Raw genomic sequence first — 13,797 nt, 5'->3', positions numbered from 1 at the left:
CGCCCTCAGGCCCGCGCCATACGCCGCACCGCCAGGAAGCCCGCGACGGCCAGCCCCACGCCCAGGGCGTCGGCGGCGAGATCCATGGGATCGGCGTGCCGGCCCGTCGGGGCGAGGCCCTGCAGGACTTCGATGGCCAGGCCGTAGGCGAGGGCGAACGCCGGAATGGCGAGCACCCGCCGCGGGGCCAGCGCATAGCCGGTCGCGGTCAGGACGAACCAGGCGGCCGTGTGCTCGAAGCGATCGCCCGTGCCGGGGTCCGGCAGATCCTGCGAGGGCAGGAGGCACAACACGAGCAGGATCGCCGCGGCCAGGGCGTAGAGGGCGAGCCTGAGGGGTCGCGCGAAACGGTAGGGGAGCATCAGCCTCACTTGCACCGGCAATCATGGCCCCCTAGCGTCCGCGCCGCGAAGAATTGATGCAGGAGCTGTGCGTGGCGGTCGAGGCGGTGATCTGGGATTTCGGCGGGGTCTTCACCTCCTCGCCCTTCGAGGCCTTCAATCGCCTGGAGGAGGAACTGGGCGCGCCGAAGGACCACATCCGGCGGGTGAACGCCACCAACGGCGACCACAACGCCTGGGCCCTGTTCGAACGCAACGAGATCGACACGGCGCGCTTCGACCAGCTGTTCCTGGAAGAGTCTACCGCCCTGGGCTTCCCGATCCGCGGGGCGGACGTCCTGCCGAGGCTGTCCGGACAGCTTCGCCCGCGCATGGTCGAGGCGCTGAAGGCCTGCAAGGTCCAGTTCAAGGTGGGCTGCATCACCAACAACGTGGTGTCCGAGCACTCGCCGGGCCAGGCCGAGGGCCAGCGGATGGCCGGCGCCATGGCGACCGTCATGCCCCTGTTCGACGCCATCATCGAGAGCAGCAAGGCGGGCGTGCGCAAGCCGGACCCGCGCATCTACCTGATGATGTGCGACCTGCTGGCGGTGCAGCCGGAGAACTGCGTCTACCTCGACGACCTGGGCATCAACTGCAAGCCGGCCGCCGGGCTCGGCATGAAGGCCATCAAGGTGGTGGACGTCGACCAGACGCTGGCCGAGCTCTCCGCGGCGACGGGGCTCGAGTTCCCGTGACCCGGCCGGCGAAGATCGGCGCCGAGGCGGCCCTGGCCGGCCTTCCGGGCTGGCGCAGGGTCGAGGGCGACCGCGACGCCATCTGCAGAAGCTTCCGGTTCAAGGACTTCAACGAGGCCTTCGGCTTCATGACGCGCGTGGCGATCCGGGCCGATCAGCTCGACCATCACCCCGAGTGGTTCAACGTCTACAACCGCGTCGACGTGACCCTGGCCACTCACGACGCCGACGGCGTGACCCAGCTGGACGTGACGTTGGCGACGTTCATGAACGAGGCGGCCGGCGGGTAGGCGCGCGGACGACGGCCTCAGTTCACGACGATGGCGCCCAGGAGCACGCGCGCGCCGGGGCGGCCCAGGATCGCGTCGGTGTGCCGCTGCAACTGCTGGGCCAGGTAGTCGGCGTTGGGCAGGGCGCCGGGCGAGAGCCCCGCGGCATAGGCCTGGACCGACTGCACGTAGGCGGCGCGCAGGCGGGGGGCCGACTGCTCGGCCCGCAGGCGCAGCGCCGGGTCCGGCACGTCCAGCCCGCAGTCGACCGACAGCACGCCGCGGCGTCCGCTCGAGCGGATGGTGGTGCCGAGCAGGGTCTGGAGAGGCAGATACGAGCCGCCGCCGGACTTCTTCTTGTCCTCCGCGGCGAGGGCGAGCGCCGGGATCAGGGTCGAGGCGGCCGCGAGGCTGAGGAGTCGGCGGCGTTCCATGGCCTGAAGCCTCGCCGATCATGGTTAGCGGTCTCTTTACGCGCGCCTGCAACAAACGCGGCCAACGCAGGGATTCGCTGGAGCGCCCATTGGGCCGATTCGCGCCGACCAATCTCGACCTCGACGGCAAGGTCATCCTCGTCACCGGCGGCACCGGCTCGTTCGGGCGGCGCTTCATCGAGACGGTTCTGACCCGGGCCCGCCCGCGGAAGCTCATCGTCTATTCCCGCGACGAGCTGAAGCAGAGCGAGATGCAGATCGACTTCGCCGAGCGCTTCCCGCCCGAGAAGCTCATGGCGATGCGCTACTTCCTGGGCGACGTGCGCGACCGGGAACGGCTGTCGCTGGCGCTGCGCGGGGTCGACATCGTGATCCACGCCGCGGCCCTCAAGCAGGTTCCGGCGGCCGAGTACAATCCCTCGGAGTGCATCCACACCAACGTGCTGGGAGCCGAGAACGTGGTGTGGGCCTGCCTCACCAACCGCGTGAAGCAGGTGGTGGCGCTCTCCACCGACAAGGCCTGCAATCCCATCAACCTCTACGGCGCCACCAAGCTCGCGTCGGACAAGACCTTCGTGGCGGCGAACAACCTCGCCGGGGACATCGGGACGCGCTTCGCCGTCGTGCGCTACGGCAACGTCGTCGGATCGCGCGGCTCGGTGATCCCGTTCTTCCAGCGCCTGATCGCCCGCAAGGCCGCGGAGCTGCCGATCACCGACCCCCGGATGACGCGCTTCCTGATCACCCTCGGCGAGGGCGTGGACTTCGTGCTCTCGTCGCTCGACCTGATGCACGGCGGCGAGATCTTCGTGCCCAAGATCCCGTCGATGAAGGTGACCGCGATCGCCGAGACCCTCGCGCCCGACATGCCCACCAAGCTGATCGGCATCCGGCCCGGCGAGAAGCTGCACGAGATGATGATCTCGGTCGACGACGCGCGGAACACGGTGGACCTGGGCGACCGCTACGCCATCGAGCCCGCGTTCGTCGAGTACACCCGCGCGCCCCTGCCCGGCCGCCGCCTCGACGACGAGTTCAGCTACGCCTCCGACACCAACGACGAGTGGCTCGACGGCGCCGGCCTGATGAAGATGCTGGACGAGGACAGGCCGCGCGAGCGGCGGCGCCGGGCGGGCGACTAGCGTGGCCGACAGCGTCCTTCCGTACGGCCGCCAGACCATCGATGACGACGACATCGCCGCAGTGGCCGCCGCGCTCCGCGGCGACTTCCTGACCACCGGCCCGACGGTGGAGGCCTTCGAGCGGGCCTTCGCCGAGACGGTGGGCGCAAAGCATGCCGTCGCCTGCGCCAACGGCACGGCGGCGCTGCACCTGGCCATGCTGGCGCTGAAGGTCCAGCCGGGCGAGGTGGTGATCGCGCCGTCGATCACCTTCCTGGCCACCGCCAACTGCGCGCGCTACGTGGGCGCCGACGTGATCTTCGCCGACGTGGATCCGGCCAGCGGGCTGATGACGCCCGAGACCCTGGCCGCGGCCCTCGACAGGCTCGCCGGCCGGCGCCTGCGCGCCGTGCTGCCGGTGCACCTGCGCGGCGACGCCTGCGAGCTTCCGGCGCTGGAGGCGCTGGCAGGCCGGCATGGCGCCGTCCTCGTGGAGGACGCGCCGCATGCGCTCGGAACCACCGCGACCTTCGGGAACGCCGCCGAGACCATCGGCGACGTGCGCCATTCGGCCATGGCGACCTTCTCGTTCCATCCGGTGAAGACCATCGCCACCGGCGAAGGCGGAATGGTCACCACCAACGACGCCGCCCTGGCCGAGCGCCTGCGGACCCTGCGCTCGCACGGCATGACGCGGCCGCCGGGCGCGGACCCCTGGTGGTACGAGATGCACGAGCCGGGCTTCAACTACCGCCTGCCCGACATCCTCTGCGCGCTGGGCCTGTCGCAGCTGCGGAAGCTGCCGGCGTTCGCGGCGCGCCGCCGCGCGATTGCCGCCGCCTACGTCGAGGCGCTGGCCCCGCTGGCCCCCGTGGTGACGCCCGCCGCCACCCCGACCTGGAGCGACCCCGTGCTCCACCTGATGACCGTGCTGATCGATTTCGAGGGCGCCAGGCTCAGCCGCCGCGCCGTGGTCGAGGGCCTGAGGGCCCGCGGGGTCGGCAGCCAGGTCCACTACATTCCGGTGCACAGCCAGCCGTACTACCGCGGGCTCTACGGCGAGCCGTCGCTGCCGGGCGCCGAGGCCTGGTACGCACGCTGCCTGTCACTGCCCCTCTATCCGGGGATGGCGGACGGCGATGTCGGCCGCGTGGTGGACGCGCTGCGCGAGACGCTGCGGCTGTAGTCAGGCCGCCAGAGTCAGGCCGCCAGCCCCGCCGCCTGGATCAGGTCGCGCACCTGGGCCATCTGCTCGGGCGCGGCGGCGAGTTCGGCCCGGGTCGCGTCCTGCTTGAACAGCTTCAGGACCTCGGCGCGGGCGCGGGCCGCCGCGGGCCCCTGCGGAGCGGCCTCGCCGGCCGCCAGCTTCAGCAGCAGGGTCAGGCGCTGGAGGACGGGCGCATTCGCGTTGGCGACGCTCTGGGCCAGCTTGGCGCGACGCTCGATCTCGCCCCCGATGTCGCCCAGCTTCTCCTGGATCGGGTTGAAGTCCTCGGGCACCAGGCCGCACCGCGCGACCGATCGCGACAGCCCGGCCAGCTGGGACAGCCGCACCGCCGGCGTCTCGTGACCGTCGCACATTTCCTTCTCGAACTTCAGGGAAGCCACGATGGCCTTCAGCCAGCCCGAAGCCTGGCGCTTGTTGGCCGGCCCGATGACGTTCTCCGAGAGCCAGATCATCGCCTCGACCTCTTCCAGGCTCGTGCGCCCGGACCCCAGGTAGGCCTCCACGAAGTCGCCGGTGACCAGCGTCCGCGAGCGCGCGGTGAAGGCGGCCTGCACGTCGTCGTGCGGCAGCAGGTTGCTGGCGGCCGCGGTGAGCGACATGGCCAGCGCCCGCAGCACGTCGATCTCGCGCTCGGCCTCGCCGGGGCAGAGTCGGCGCGGGCCGCTCAGTTCGCGCAGGATCCGCCGGCCGACCGCGGCGCGGGTCTCCTTGAAATGCTCGCCGGCGAGCCATTTCGCCAGCCGCTGGGCCGTGGGCGACAGCTCCGGCATCACCTTCTGGACCGACTTCTCCACCTTGATCAGCGCCTCGACGGCCTCGAAGGCGGTCAGGCGCGTCATCGCCGCGAGGTTGGCGCCCAGGTCGCGCCCCTTGCCCATGATGTCGTTCATCCCGAGCTTGGTCTCGAGGATCTCGGCCAGCGGCTGCTGGATCGTGGACAGCGCCAGGGCGCGGGCCGGGCCCTGCTGCGGCGCGGCGTCGGCGAGGTCGAGGAGGCGCTGGACCTTCTCGGACCAGCTGGCGGCCGGCGCGATGGAGGCGGCCACCCCGGCGCCCAGCAGATAGCCGCGCTCCGGCTCCTGGACCAGCCGCTCGGCCGCGGCGGCGAAGCCCTCGCGGTCCACGTCGGGCAGGACGCCCTTCTTGTGGTCCTTCATCAGGCGATCGACGGCGCGCTCGATGAGCGCGTGAAAGATGCGGATCAGCTCGTGCACGCTCATCGAGCGGGCATGGGCCTCGGGGATCGCGACCTTCTGGATGGCATGCTGGAGGTCCGTGCCCGCCGCCTCGAGCTTCTCGACGAGGTCGGGCCGATGCAGCAGTTCGAACGGCGTCGCGTTGTTGCGCTCGAGCCAGCCTTCCAGCAGGCGGCCGATCCGCTCGCGGGCGTGCAGCGTGTAGAGGTCCTGGGGCGTGACGCAGAGCGGCTGCGGCTCCTCCTTGGGGACCGACTTGGCGGCGGTGTCGGCGGCGCCCAGCTTCTGGATCACCACCGAGTTGAACTCGCGGGTCTCCTCGTCAAAGACCTCCTTGGTGACCTTGACCGCAGCCACGCGCTGCTCGGCCATCAGGTCCTGCGCGGTCTGAAGCGCCGCGGCGCGGTTCTCGGTCGCAAGATCGAGCGTCCACGGGCCGCCGGCGAGCTTCCGGATGTAGACCTCGAAATGCACTGTCATCCCGCTCATGGCGAACGCGGATCCCCCCAAATTCAGGAACCACGTTCGCGGAAACAGCTTAAGGCTGCGTTGACCTTGCCCCGCGTTGGGCGCGGCCCCATTGAGGCCACGGTGAAGGCCCAATAGGTTGCACAGCTTCGGTTAAGGAGAGTTCTACCTCAGATGGCGAAAATTACGCTTGTCGACGATGACGAGAACATCGTCACGTCGGTCAGTCTCGCCCTCGAGAGCCATGGCCACGCCGTGAAGGCCTATTTCGACGGCGCCTCGGGCCTGGCCGCGCTGGAGAACGACCCGCCGGACGTGGCGATCCTGGACGTGAAGATGCCGCGGATGGACGGCATGGAGGTGCTGCGCCGCCTGCGCAGGACCTCGGACATCCCGGTGATCATCCTCACGTCCAAGGACGAGGAGATCGACGAGATCCTCGGCTTCAACCTCGGCGCCGACGACTACATCCACAAGCCGTTCAGCCAGCGGCTCCTGATCGAGCGCGTGAAGGCGGTCCTGCGCCGCGCCGGCCGGGGCGACGCGGACGAGGCGGCCGGCCCCGCGCCCGCGGCCGACGCCGGCGCGCGGGCGCTGAAGCGCGGCAAGCTCACGCTGGACCCCGCCCGGCACGAGAGCCTATGGGACGGCAAGCCCGTGAAGCTGACCGTCACCGAGTTCCTGCTCCTCCAGTCGCTCGCCCAGCGGCCGGGGTTCGTGAAGAGCCGCGACAACCTGATGGACGCGGCCTACGACGATCAGGTCTACGTCGATGACCGCACCATCGACAGCCACATCAAGCGGATGCGGAAGAAGTTCCGCGAGGTGGACCCTGAGTTCGACGCGATCGAGACCCTCTATGGCGTCGGCTACCGGTACCGGGAGTCCTGAGACCCCGGAACCCGAGGTCTTCGTCCGGCCGGTCCGTCAGCGGCCGCCGCGGGGCCTGAGGTTCACCGGGCTCCCCGGGTCGCGGCTCGGTCGCCTGATCCTGGCGTTCAACCTGCTGGGCCTGGCGATCCTGATTTCGGGCGCCCTGGTGCTCAACGAGCTGCGCCGCGGGCTGGTGAACGCGCGGATCGACAGCCTGTCGACCCAGGGCGAGCTCATCGCCTCGATCCTGAACCAGGCGGCCACCGTGGGCGAGCCCGAGCCCCAGATGGACGCCGCGCTCGCGACCGAGCTGCTGCAGACGCTGTCCAATCCGCGGGCCCAGCGCGCACGGCTGTTCGACAGCCGCGGACGCCTGGTGGCCGACTCCGACTGGATGGCCGACGAGGTGGAGAGCCGCGAGCTGCCGGCGGCGCGCGGCCGCGACGACCGCGGCTTCGAGCTGATGCCGCGGGCCGCGCCGCCCACCCAGGAGGAGCGCGAGGCCACGCTCGCCCGCGAGGTCGCCGTCGCCCTTAAGGGCCAGCGCCACGCCGGCCTGCGCCGCAACGCCGACGGGGACCGCGTGGTGTCCGTCTCGCTGCCGATCCAGCATGTCCGGGTGGTGCTCGGGGTGGTCACGCTGGAGGCCAGCGACGTCGACGCCATCATCGCGCGCGAGCGGGCGGCGCTGATCCCCTTCATCCTCATCGCCATCGGCGTGACGGTGGTCTCGTCCCTCCTGCTCAACACTCTGGTGGCGCAGCCCGTGCTGCGCATGGCGCGCGCCGCCGACCGGGTGCGCCATGGCCGGGCGCGCGCGATCTCGCTGCCCGACCTCGCCCGGCGCGACGACGAGGTGGGCGACCTCACCCGAAGCCTCGAGGCCATGACCCAGTCGCTCAGCGAGCGGATGGACGCGATCGAGGCCTTCGCGGCCGACGTGGCGCACGAGATCCGCAACCCCCTCACCTCGCTGCGCTCCGCGGTGGAGACGCTGGACCTGGTGAAGGAGCCGGCGGCGCGCGAGCGGCTGCTCTCGATCCTGAAGAACGACGTGCAGCGCCTGGACCGGCTGGTCACCGACATCTCCAACGCGTCGCGCCTGGACGCCGAGCTGTCGCGCAACCAGCCGAAGCCGGTCGACCTGAACCGCCTCATCGGCGACATCGTCGCGACCTACCGGACGACCGCGCGGCAGGACGACGTCAGCGTGGCGTTCAGCCCTCAGGCGGGCGCGGAGCCGGTGACCGTCATGGGCCGCGAGGGGCCGCTGGGCCAGATCCTGCGCAACCTGATCGACAACGCGCGATCCTTCAGCCCGCCCGGCGACGTGGTGACCGTCGGCCTCTGGCGGGTGAAGGGCGAGGCCATCGCGACGGTCTCGGACAACGGCCCCGGCATCCCGCCCGAGAACCTCGAGACCGTCTTCGAGCGGTTCTACACCTCGCGGCCGAAGGGCGCGGCGTTCGGCGGGAACTCGGGCCTCGGCCTCTCCATCGCGCGCCAGATCGCCCAGGCGCACGGCGGCACGCTGCGCGCCGAGAACCGCACCGGGGCCGACGGCAAGGTCCTGGGCGCGATGTTCACCCTGATCCTGCCCGAGAGCGGGCCGTGACCCTCGTCCATGGCGGCCTCGTCGCCCGGCGGATGGGCGGCCTCTGGCGCGGCGTCCTCATCGAGGGCCCCTCGGGCGCGGGCAAGTCCGATCTGGCGCTGCGCGCGCTGGACCACGGCTTCCGGCTGGTGGCGGACGACCGGGTGATCCTCTGGGTCGCGCAGGGCCGCCTCTACGGCCGTGCGCCGGATACGCTGTCGGGCCTGATCGAGGTCCGGGGCGTCGACGTGATCGCCGCCACGCCCGTCCCCTTCTGCGAGGTGGTGCTGAAGGTCCGTCTCGGCGCCCCCGATCGGATCCCCGATTTCGCAACCGAGACGATCCTTGGGGCGTCAATTCCACTCCTGGCGGCAGACCCGTTCGAAATCTCCGCCCCTGCGAAGTTAGGCCGCGCGATGGAGGCCTTTGACGCGGCGCACAAGAGGCGTATCTAGCTCGGCTCGCGCCGCTCCCTCAGGCGCCGTCTCGGGTGGGGATACCCTTGGATCGTCCGGCATGATCGGCCTCGTGATCGTCACTCACGGCCGCCTGGCGCAAGAGTTCGTGTATGCGATGGAGCACGTTGTCGGCCCGCAGGCGGCGGTCGAGGCGATCTGCATCGGGCCCGAGGACGATATGGAGAAGCGCCGCCTCGACATCCTCGCCGCCTGCGGGCGGGTGGACGTCGGCCAGGGCGTGATCCTGCTCACCGACATGTTCGGCGGCACCCCCTCGAACCTCGCCATCTCGGTGATGGAACAGACCAAGGCCGAGGTCATCGCCGGCCTGAACCTGCCCATGCTCATCAAGCTCGCCTCGGTGCGCAGCCGCGCGCCCCTCGCCGACGCAGTTGCGGCGGCGCAGGAAGCTGGGCGAAAGTACATCTCCGTGGCCTCCTACGTCCTGGCCGGAGAGAAGTGAGCTGAGCGAAGCCTGCCGCACCGTCGAGATCGTCAACAAGCGGGGCCTGCACGCGCGCGCCTCCGCCAAGTTCGTCAAGCTCGCCGCCACCTTCGACGCCGAGGTGAAGGTCACCAAGGACGGCACCACCGTCGACGCCCGTTCGATCATGGGCCTGATGATGCTGGCGGCCGGCCCCGGCTCCGACATCGAGATCACCGCGGAGGGCGAGGAAGCCGACGTCGCCGTCGCCGCGCTGGCCGATCTGGTCGAAGGCCGCTTCGAAGAGGACGAATAGCCCGCGCCGTCCGGTTTCCCGGCAGGCGAACGCAGGGATGGGTCCCGGCCTTCACCCGGAACCAGATGACAGGCCGCAATCAGTTCCGCGTCAGGCGGCGGCAGATCTCGTCCAGCTGTTCCAGGCTGGCGTAGCGGATGCGGACCTCGCCCACGCCGCCGCGGTCGGCCACGTCGACGCTCATGCCGAGGGCCTCTTCCAGGTCGACCTCGAGGGCGGCGGTGTCGGCGTCCTTGGCCTTGCGCGGGCCGGACGTCTTCTTCGGCGGGGCGGCCGCCCCGTTCCCGCGGGCCAGCGCCTCGGTCTCCCGGACCGACAGCCCGCGCGCCACAACCTGTCCGGCGAGGGCCTCGGCGTCCGGGGCGGTGAGCAGCGCGCGGGCGTGGCCGGCCGTGAGCCGGCCGGCGACGAGGTGGTCCTGCACCGCCTCGGGGAGCTGGATGAGGCGCAGGGTGTTGGCCACGTGGCTGCGCGACTTGCCGACGCGGCGGGCCACCTCGTCCTGGGTGATCCCCAGGCGGCCCATCAGCGACCCGTAGGCGCGCGCCTCCTCGATGGCGTTCAGGTCGGCGCGCTGGATGTTCTCGATGACGGCGATCTCGAAGGCCTCGACGTCGCCGAGCTCACGCACCAAGGCGGGGACGGCCCTGAGGCCCGCCCGCTGCGCCGCCCGCCAGCGGCGTTCGCCGGCGACGATCTCGTACTCGCCCGGCTGGCCCGGCGCCGGCCGCACCAGGATCGGCTGCAGCACGCCCTTGTCGCGGATCGAGGCCTCGAGCTCCGCGAGGTCCTCCTCGGCGAAATGCCGGCGGGGCTGCTCCGGGTTGGCGCGGACCAGCTCGATCGGGATCTCGCGCACGCCCTGCGCGGGATCGATGGCGTGGCTGATCTCCTCCGCCTCGCCCAGCAGCGCCGAGAGGCCCCGGCCCAGTCCCCTGCGGTTCTCCGCCATCTCAACTCACCTCGAGCTGGGCCTGCGCCCGCCGCCTGCGTTCCCGCAGCACCACTTCGCGCGCCAGCTTCAGGTACGCCTGGCTGCCCGCGCACTTCAGGTCATAGACCAGCGCCGGCTTCCCGAACGACGGCGCCTCGGAGACGCGCACGTTGCGGGGGATCACCGTCTGGTAGACGGTCTCGCCGAAGTGCCCGCGCACGTCGTTGGCCACCTGCTGCGACAACGAGTTGCGGCGGTCGAACATGGTCAGGACCACCCCCTGCAGCTCCAGCGCCGGGTTCAGGCTGCCGCGCACCAGGTCGATGGTCCGCATCAGCTGCGTGAGCCCCTCCAGCGCGAAGAACTCGCACTGCAGCGGCACCAGGACCGCGTCGGCCGCCGCCATGGCGTTGACCGTGAGCAGGTTCAGCGAGGGCGGGCAGTCGATGAGCACATAGGTGTAGGCGGCGTTCGCACGGAACGGCGCGATCGCGTCGCGCAGCTTGAACGAGCGGCGCGCCTGCTGGCCCAGCTCCAGCTCCACGCCGGAAAGGTCGGGGTCGGCCGGCACCAGGTCGAGCCCGGGCACCGAGGTCTTCACGATGGCGTCGGCCAGCGCCTTCTCGCCCATCAGGACGTCGTAGAGGGTCTTCTTGCGCAGGGCCCGGCCCACGCCGAGCCCGGTGGAGGCGTTGCCCTGCGGGTCGGAGTCGATGAGCAGCACCTTCTCGCCCACGGCGGCCAGCGCCGTGCCGAGGTTGATGGCGGTGGTGGTCTTGCCCACGCCGCCCTTCTGGTTGGCCACCACGAGGACACGTAGGGCCCGGTCAGACCTTCCTGGCACGTCCCAGCCTCCTCACGCGCACGATGCGCCCCCGCGGGTCGCTTCGAGACGGAAGGGTGTCCGCGTCGAAGTCCCAATATCTTGTAGCCTCCTTCAGATCAGCCGCAACATCTTGTCCTTTGAGGAACAAGCCTTGCGCGCCGGCCTGGAGGTATGGCCGGGCATACCCCATCAGCCGGTGGAGCGGGGCGCAAGCCCGCGCGGTCACGATGTCCACAGGCAGGCTGAGGTTTTCCGCGCGCGCGTTGTGGACCGTGGCCGGGAGGTCCACTTCGCGCACGACCTCGGACAGGAACCGGCACCGCTTGGCCATGCTCTCCACCAGGTGGACGTGGAAGCCCGCCCGGCCCTTGCCGAGAATGGCGAGAACCAGCCCCGGAAAGCCGGCCCCGGCGCCCAGGTCGGCCCAGGTGCGCGCGTCGGGCGCGATCTGCAGGAGCTGGGCGGAATCCCAGGCGTGCCGGTTCCAGAAATCCGGGAGGGTCGCCGGACCCACCAGGTTCATCACCGCGTTTCCGGCGGTCAGCATCTCGAGGAAGCGCTGGAGAGCGGCGACCTGAGCCTCGTTCGCGCCGCTGGCCTGGGCGAAGCTCGGCGCGTCCCTGACCCCGTCCGCCTCGCCGCCCTGGCGGCCATCCGCCTCCGCCGGACGGGGAGGACTTGCCGGTTCGCCGGTCATGCCGCGCGGCGGCGGACATGGGCCAGGAGGGCGGTGAGCGCCCCGGGGGTCACCCCCTCGATCCGGGCGGCCTGGCCCAGCGTCAGCGGGCGGACCGCGGCCAGTTTCTCGCGCACCTCGTTCGAGAGCCCGCCGATCCCCGCGTAGTCCAACTCGGCGGGAAGGCGCAGGTCCTCGTCGCGCCGGAAGGCCTCGGCGTCCGCGGCCTGGCGGTCGAGATAGCCGGCATAGGCGGCGTCGATCTCCACCTGCTCCCGCACCGCGGGGTCCCAGGCGCCGATCTGCGGCCAGATGCGGGCGAGGTCCTCGAAGCCGATGGTCGGGTAGGCCAGGAGTTCGCTGAGGCTGCGGCGCTGGCCGTCGGCCTTGACCGGGAGGCCGTGCCGCTGGGCTTCCGCGGGCGTGAGCGTCAGCGCCCGGGCCGCCTCTCGCGCCACCGCAAGCGCCTCATGTTTCACGTGAAACACCTGGCTGCGCCGGGCGCCGACGACGCCGAGCGCGACGCCGCGACCCGTGAGGCGCTGGTCGGCGTTGTCGGCGCGCAGGGTCAGCCGGAACTCGGCGCGGCTGGTGAACATGCGATAGGGCTCGGTCACGCCGCGCGTCACGAGGTCGTCCACCAGCACGCCGATGTAGCCCTCGTCCCGGGCGAACTGCACGGGCTCGGCGCCGGACGCCGCCCGGGCCGCGTTCAGGCCGGCGACGAGGCCCTGGGCGCCCGCCTCCTCGTAGCCCGTGGTCCCGTTGATCTGGCCGGCCAGGTAGAGGCCGGCCAGCCGCTTCACCTCCAGCGTCGGGTAGAGCTCCCGCGGATCGACGTAGTCATACTCGATGGCGTAGCCGTGGCGGCGGACCTTCACCGCCTCCAGGCCCGGGATGGTGCGCAGGAACAGGTCCTGGGTCTCGGCCGAGACGGAGGTCGAGACGCCGTTGGGATAGACGGTGTCGTCGTCCAGGCCCTCGGGCTCCAGGAAGATCTGGTGGCTGGTCTTGTCGCGGAACCGGACCACCTTGTCCTCGATGGACGGGCAGTAGCGCGGCCCGCGCCCGGACACCCGCCCCCCGTACACGGCGCTCTCGCCCAGGCGCTCGGCGATGATCCGATGCGTCTCGGCCGTCGTGGCGGTGATGCCGCATTGGATCTGCGGGACCGTGATCCGGTCGGTGAGGAACGAGAACGGTATCGGGTCGGCGTCGGCCGACTGCATCTCCAGGCGGTCCCAGGCGATGGTCGACCCGTCCAGGCGCGCAGGCGTGCCGGTCTTCAGCCGCCCCATCCGAAGGCCCAGGGCGTACAGGCGGTCCGACAGGCCGATCGCCGGCGCGTCGCCGATGCGGCCCGCGGGAATGCGGCTTTCGCCCTGGTGGATGACGCCCTTCAGGAAGGTCCCGGTGGTCAGCACCACGCGGCCCGCGGCGTAGGCCTGGCCGCTCGCGCCCAGCACCCCGGTGACGCGGCCGTCCGCGACCAGCAGATCCTCGACGGCCTCCGCCCGGATCTCGAGGTTGGGGGTGGCGGCCAGTTCGGCCTGCATGGCCTCGCGGTAGAGCCGCCGGTCGATCTGGGAGCGCGGACCGCGGACGGCCGCGCCCTTCGATCGGTTCAGCATGCGGAACTGGATGCCCGCGGCGTCGGCGAGCCGCCCCATCACGCCGTCCAGGGCGTCGATCTCCCGCACCAGGTGGCCCTTCCCCAGGCCTCCGATGGCGGGGTTGCAGCTCATCTCGCCGATGGTCTCGAGCTTGTGGGTCAGCAGCAGGGTGCGCGCGCCGAAGCGCGCCGACGCCGCGGCCGCTTCGCAGCCCGCGTGCCCTCCCCCGATGACGATCACATCCCAAGTCATGGAGCGCGGCATATAGTCGATCGCGGGCCGGGTTTCA

General features: G+C 71.1%; 16 protein-coding genes. 9 read left to right on the top strand and 7 right to left on the bottom strand.

The window, feature by feature from the left end; all coding sequences use genetic code 11:
- Positions 1-5: 5 nt before the first annotated feature.
- A complete protein-coding gene (locus tag AC2D8W_RS12240; protein WP_293482107.1) occupies positions 6-362 on the bottom strand; it encodes a VanZ family protein in 357 nt (118 codons plus the stop codon).
- A 71-nt stretch (positions 363-433) separates the two neighbouring features.
- Here AC2D8W_RS12240 and AC2D8W_RS12235 point away from each other — a divergent pair, with 71 nt between their 5' ends.
- Positions 434-1,078 carry an HAD-IA family hydrolase gene (locus AC2D8W_RS12235; protein WP_484671850.1) on the top strand — a complete coding sequence of 215 codons (645 nt, stop codon included), beginning with the start codon at positions 434-436 and terminating at the stop codon, positions 1,076-1,078.
- The gene (locus AC2D8W_RS12230) at positions 1,075-1,368 is read left to right on the top strand and encodes a 4a-hydroxytetrahydrobiopterin dehydratase (RefSeq protein ID WP_293482108.1); all 294 of its coding nucleotides are present in this window, start codon (positions 1,075-1,077) and stop codon (positions 1,366-1,368) included. Before AC2D8W_RS12235 ends, AC2D8W_RS12230 begins: the two co-directional genes overlap by 4 nt.
- A gap of 17 nt (positions 1,369-1,385) precedes the next feature.
- Here the strand turns inward: AC2D8W_RS12230 and AC2D8W_RS12225 are convergent, their stop codons facing one another.
- Positions 1,386-1,781: a Tat pathway signal protein gene (locus tag AC2D8W_RS12225; protein WP_484671760.1), complete on the bottom strand. Its 396-nt coding sequence runs from the start codon at positions 1,779-1,781 to the stop codon at positions 1,386-1,388.
- Between the two features lie 89 nt (positions 1,782-1,870).
- Between AC2D8W_RS12225 and pseB the strand changes: the two genes are divergently transcribed.
- Both pseB and pseC read left to right on the top strand, forming a co-directional pair.
- On the top strand, positions 1,871-2,923 hold the full coding sequence (pseB, locus tag AC2D8W_RS12220; RefSeq protein WP_484671759.1) for a UDP-N-acetylglucosamine 4,6-dehydratase (inverting): 1,053 nt from the start codon (positions 1,871-1,873) through the stop codon (positions 2,921-2,923).
- 1 nt (position 2,924) lies between these two features.
- Positions 2,925-4,088, top strand: a complete 1,164-nt coding sequence (pseC, locus tag AC2D8W_RS12215; RefSeq protein ID WP_484671758.1) for a UDP-4-amino-4,6-dideoxy-N-acetyl-beta-L-altrosamine transaminase — start codon at positions 2,925-2,927, stop codon at positions 4,086-4,088.
- Positions 4,089-4,102: 14 nt separating this feature from the next.
- On the opposite strand, the gene AC2D8W_RS12210 is transcribed toward pseC, so the two are convergent.
- Positions 4,103-5,815, bottom strand: coding sequence for a hypothetical protein (locus AC2D8W_RS12210; RefSeq protein ID WP_484671757.1), 1,713 nt, complete (start codon positions 5,813-5,815; stop codon positions 4,103-4,105).
- 153 nt (positions 5,816-5,968) lie between these two features.
- Between AC2D8W_RS12210 and AC2D8W_RS12205 the strand changes: the two genes are divergently transcribed.
- The 5 genes from AC2D8W_RS12205 (at position 5,969) to AC2D8W_RS12185 (ending at position 9,459) form a co-directional block, all read left to right on the top strand.
- Positions 5,969-6,685: a two-component response regulator ChvI gene (locus AC2D8W_RS12205; RefSeq protein WP_293482113.1), complete on the top strand. Its 717-nt coding sequence runs from the start codon at positions 5,969-5,971 to the stop codon at positions 6,683-6,685.
- Complete coding sequence (locus AC2D8W_RS12200; protein WP_484671756.1) at positions 6,654-8,282, top strand: stimulus-sensing domain-containing protein; 1,629 nt, start codon at positions 6,654-6,656, stop codon at positions 8,280-8,282. Before AC2D8W_RS12205 ends, AC2D8W_RS12200 begins: the two co-directional genes overlap by 32 nt.
- The gene (locus tag AC2D8W_RS12195; RefSeq protein ID WP_484671755.1) at positions 8,279-8,716 is read left to right on the top strand and encodes an HPr kinase/phosphorylase; all 438 of its coding nucleotides are present in this window, start codon (positions 8,279-8,281) and stop codon (positions 8,714-8,716) included. The genes AC2D8W_RS12200 and AC2D8W_RS12195 overlap by 4 nt, the downstream gene beginning before the upstream one ends.
- A 61-nt stretch (positions 8,717-8,777) precedes the next feature.
- Complete coding sequence (locus AC2D8W_RS12190; protein WP_484671754.1) at positions 8,778-9,182, top strand: PTS sugar transporter subunit IIA; 405 nt, start codon at positions 8,778-8,780, stop codon at positions 9,180-9,182.
- Position 9,183: 1 nt separating this feature from the next.
- A complete protein-coding gene (locus tag AC2D8W_RS12185; protein WP_293482986.1) occupies positions 9,184-9,459 on the top strand; it encodes an HPr family phosphocarrier protein in 276 nt (91 codons plus the stop codon).
- Positions 9,460-9,538: 79 nt separating this feature from the next.
- Here the strand turns inward: AC2D8W_RS12185 and AC2D8W_RS12180 are convergent, their stop codons facing one another.
- From AC2D8W_RS12180 to mnmG, 4 genes are read right to left on the bottom strand one after another with little or no spacing between them, the layout of a single operon-like run.
- A complete protein-coding gene (locus AC2D8W_RS12180) occupies positions 9,539-10,411 on the bottom strand; it encodes a ParB/RepB/Spo0J family partition protein (RefSeq protein ID WP_484671753.1) in 873 nt (290 codons plus the stop codon).
- 1 nt (position 10,412) lies between these two features.
- Positions 10,413-11,237, bottom strand: coding sequence for a ParA family protein (locus AC2D8W_RS12175; protein ID WP_293485749.1), 825 nt, complete (start codon positions 11,235-11,237; stop codon positions 10,413-10,415).
- A complete protein-coding gene (gene rsmG, locus AC2D8W_RS12170; protein ID WP_484671752.1) occupies positions 11,221-11,916 on the bottom strand; it encodes a 16S rRNA (guanine(527)-N(7))-methyltransferase RsmG in 696 nt (231 codons plus the stop codon). The genes AC2D8W_RS12175 and rsmG overlap by 17 nt, the downstream gene beginning before the upstream one ends.
- Positions 11,913-13,772, bottom strand: a complete 1,860-nt coding sequence (gene mnmG / locus AC2D8W_RS12165) for a tRNA uridine-5-carboxymethylaminomethyl(34) synthesis enzyme MnmG (RefSeq protein ID WP_484671751.1) — start codon at positions 13,770-13,772, stop codon at positions 11,913-11,915. Before mnmG ends, rsmG begins: the two co-directional genes overlap by 4 nt.
- Between the last annotated feature and the right edge of the window lie 25 nt (positions 13,773-13,797).

It is taken from the genome of Phenylobacterium sp. T106, assembly GCF_057219735.1.
The sequence above is the reverse complement of the archived record's forward strand: the minus strand, read 5'-3'. Positions and strand labels throughout refer to the sequence as shown.

What these genes read in the sequence shown, in the direction of transcription:
- AC2D8W_RS12210 (WP_484671757.1), bottom strand. Translation starts at nt 5,815, where the DNA reads ATGAGCGGGATGACAGTGCATTTCGAGGTCTACATCCGGAAGCTCGCC.
- AC2D8W_RS12200 (WP_484671756.1), top strand. Translation starts at nt 6,654, where the DNA reads ATGGCGTCGGCTACCGGTACCGGGAGTCCTGAGACCCCGGAACCCGAG.
- AC2D8W_RS12190 (WP_484671754.1), top strand. Translation starts at nt 8,778, where the DNA reads ATGATCGGCCTCGTGATCGTCACTCACGGCCGCCTGGCGCAAGAGTTC.
- rsmG (WP_484671752.1), bottom strand. Translation starts at nt 11,916, where the DNA reads ATGACCGGCGAACCGGCAAGTCCTCCCCGTCCGGCGGAGGCGGATGGC.
- mnmG (WP_484671751.1), bottom strand. Translation starts at nt 13,772, where the DNA reads ATGCCGCGCTCCATGACTTGGGATGTGATCGTCATCGGGGGAGGGCAC.
- AC2D8W_RS12180 (WP_484671753.1), bottom strand. Translation starts at nt 10,411, where the DNA reads ATGGCGGAGAACCGCAGGGGACTGGGCCGGGGCCTCTCGGCGCTGCTG.
- AC2D8W_RS12225 (WP_484671760.1), bottom strand. Translation starts at nt 1,781, where the DNA reads ATGGAACGCCGCCGACTCCTCAGCCTCGCGGCCGCCTCGACCCTGATC.
- AC2D8W_RS12240 (WP_293482107.1), bottom strand. Translation starts at nt 362, where the DNA reads ATGCTCCCCTACCGTTTCGCGCGACCCCTCAGGCTCGCCCTCTACGCC.
- AC2D8W_RS12205 (WP_293482113.1), top strand. Translation starts at nt 5,969, where the DNA reads ATGGCGAAAATTACGCTTGTCGACGATGACGAGAACATCGTCACGTCG.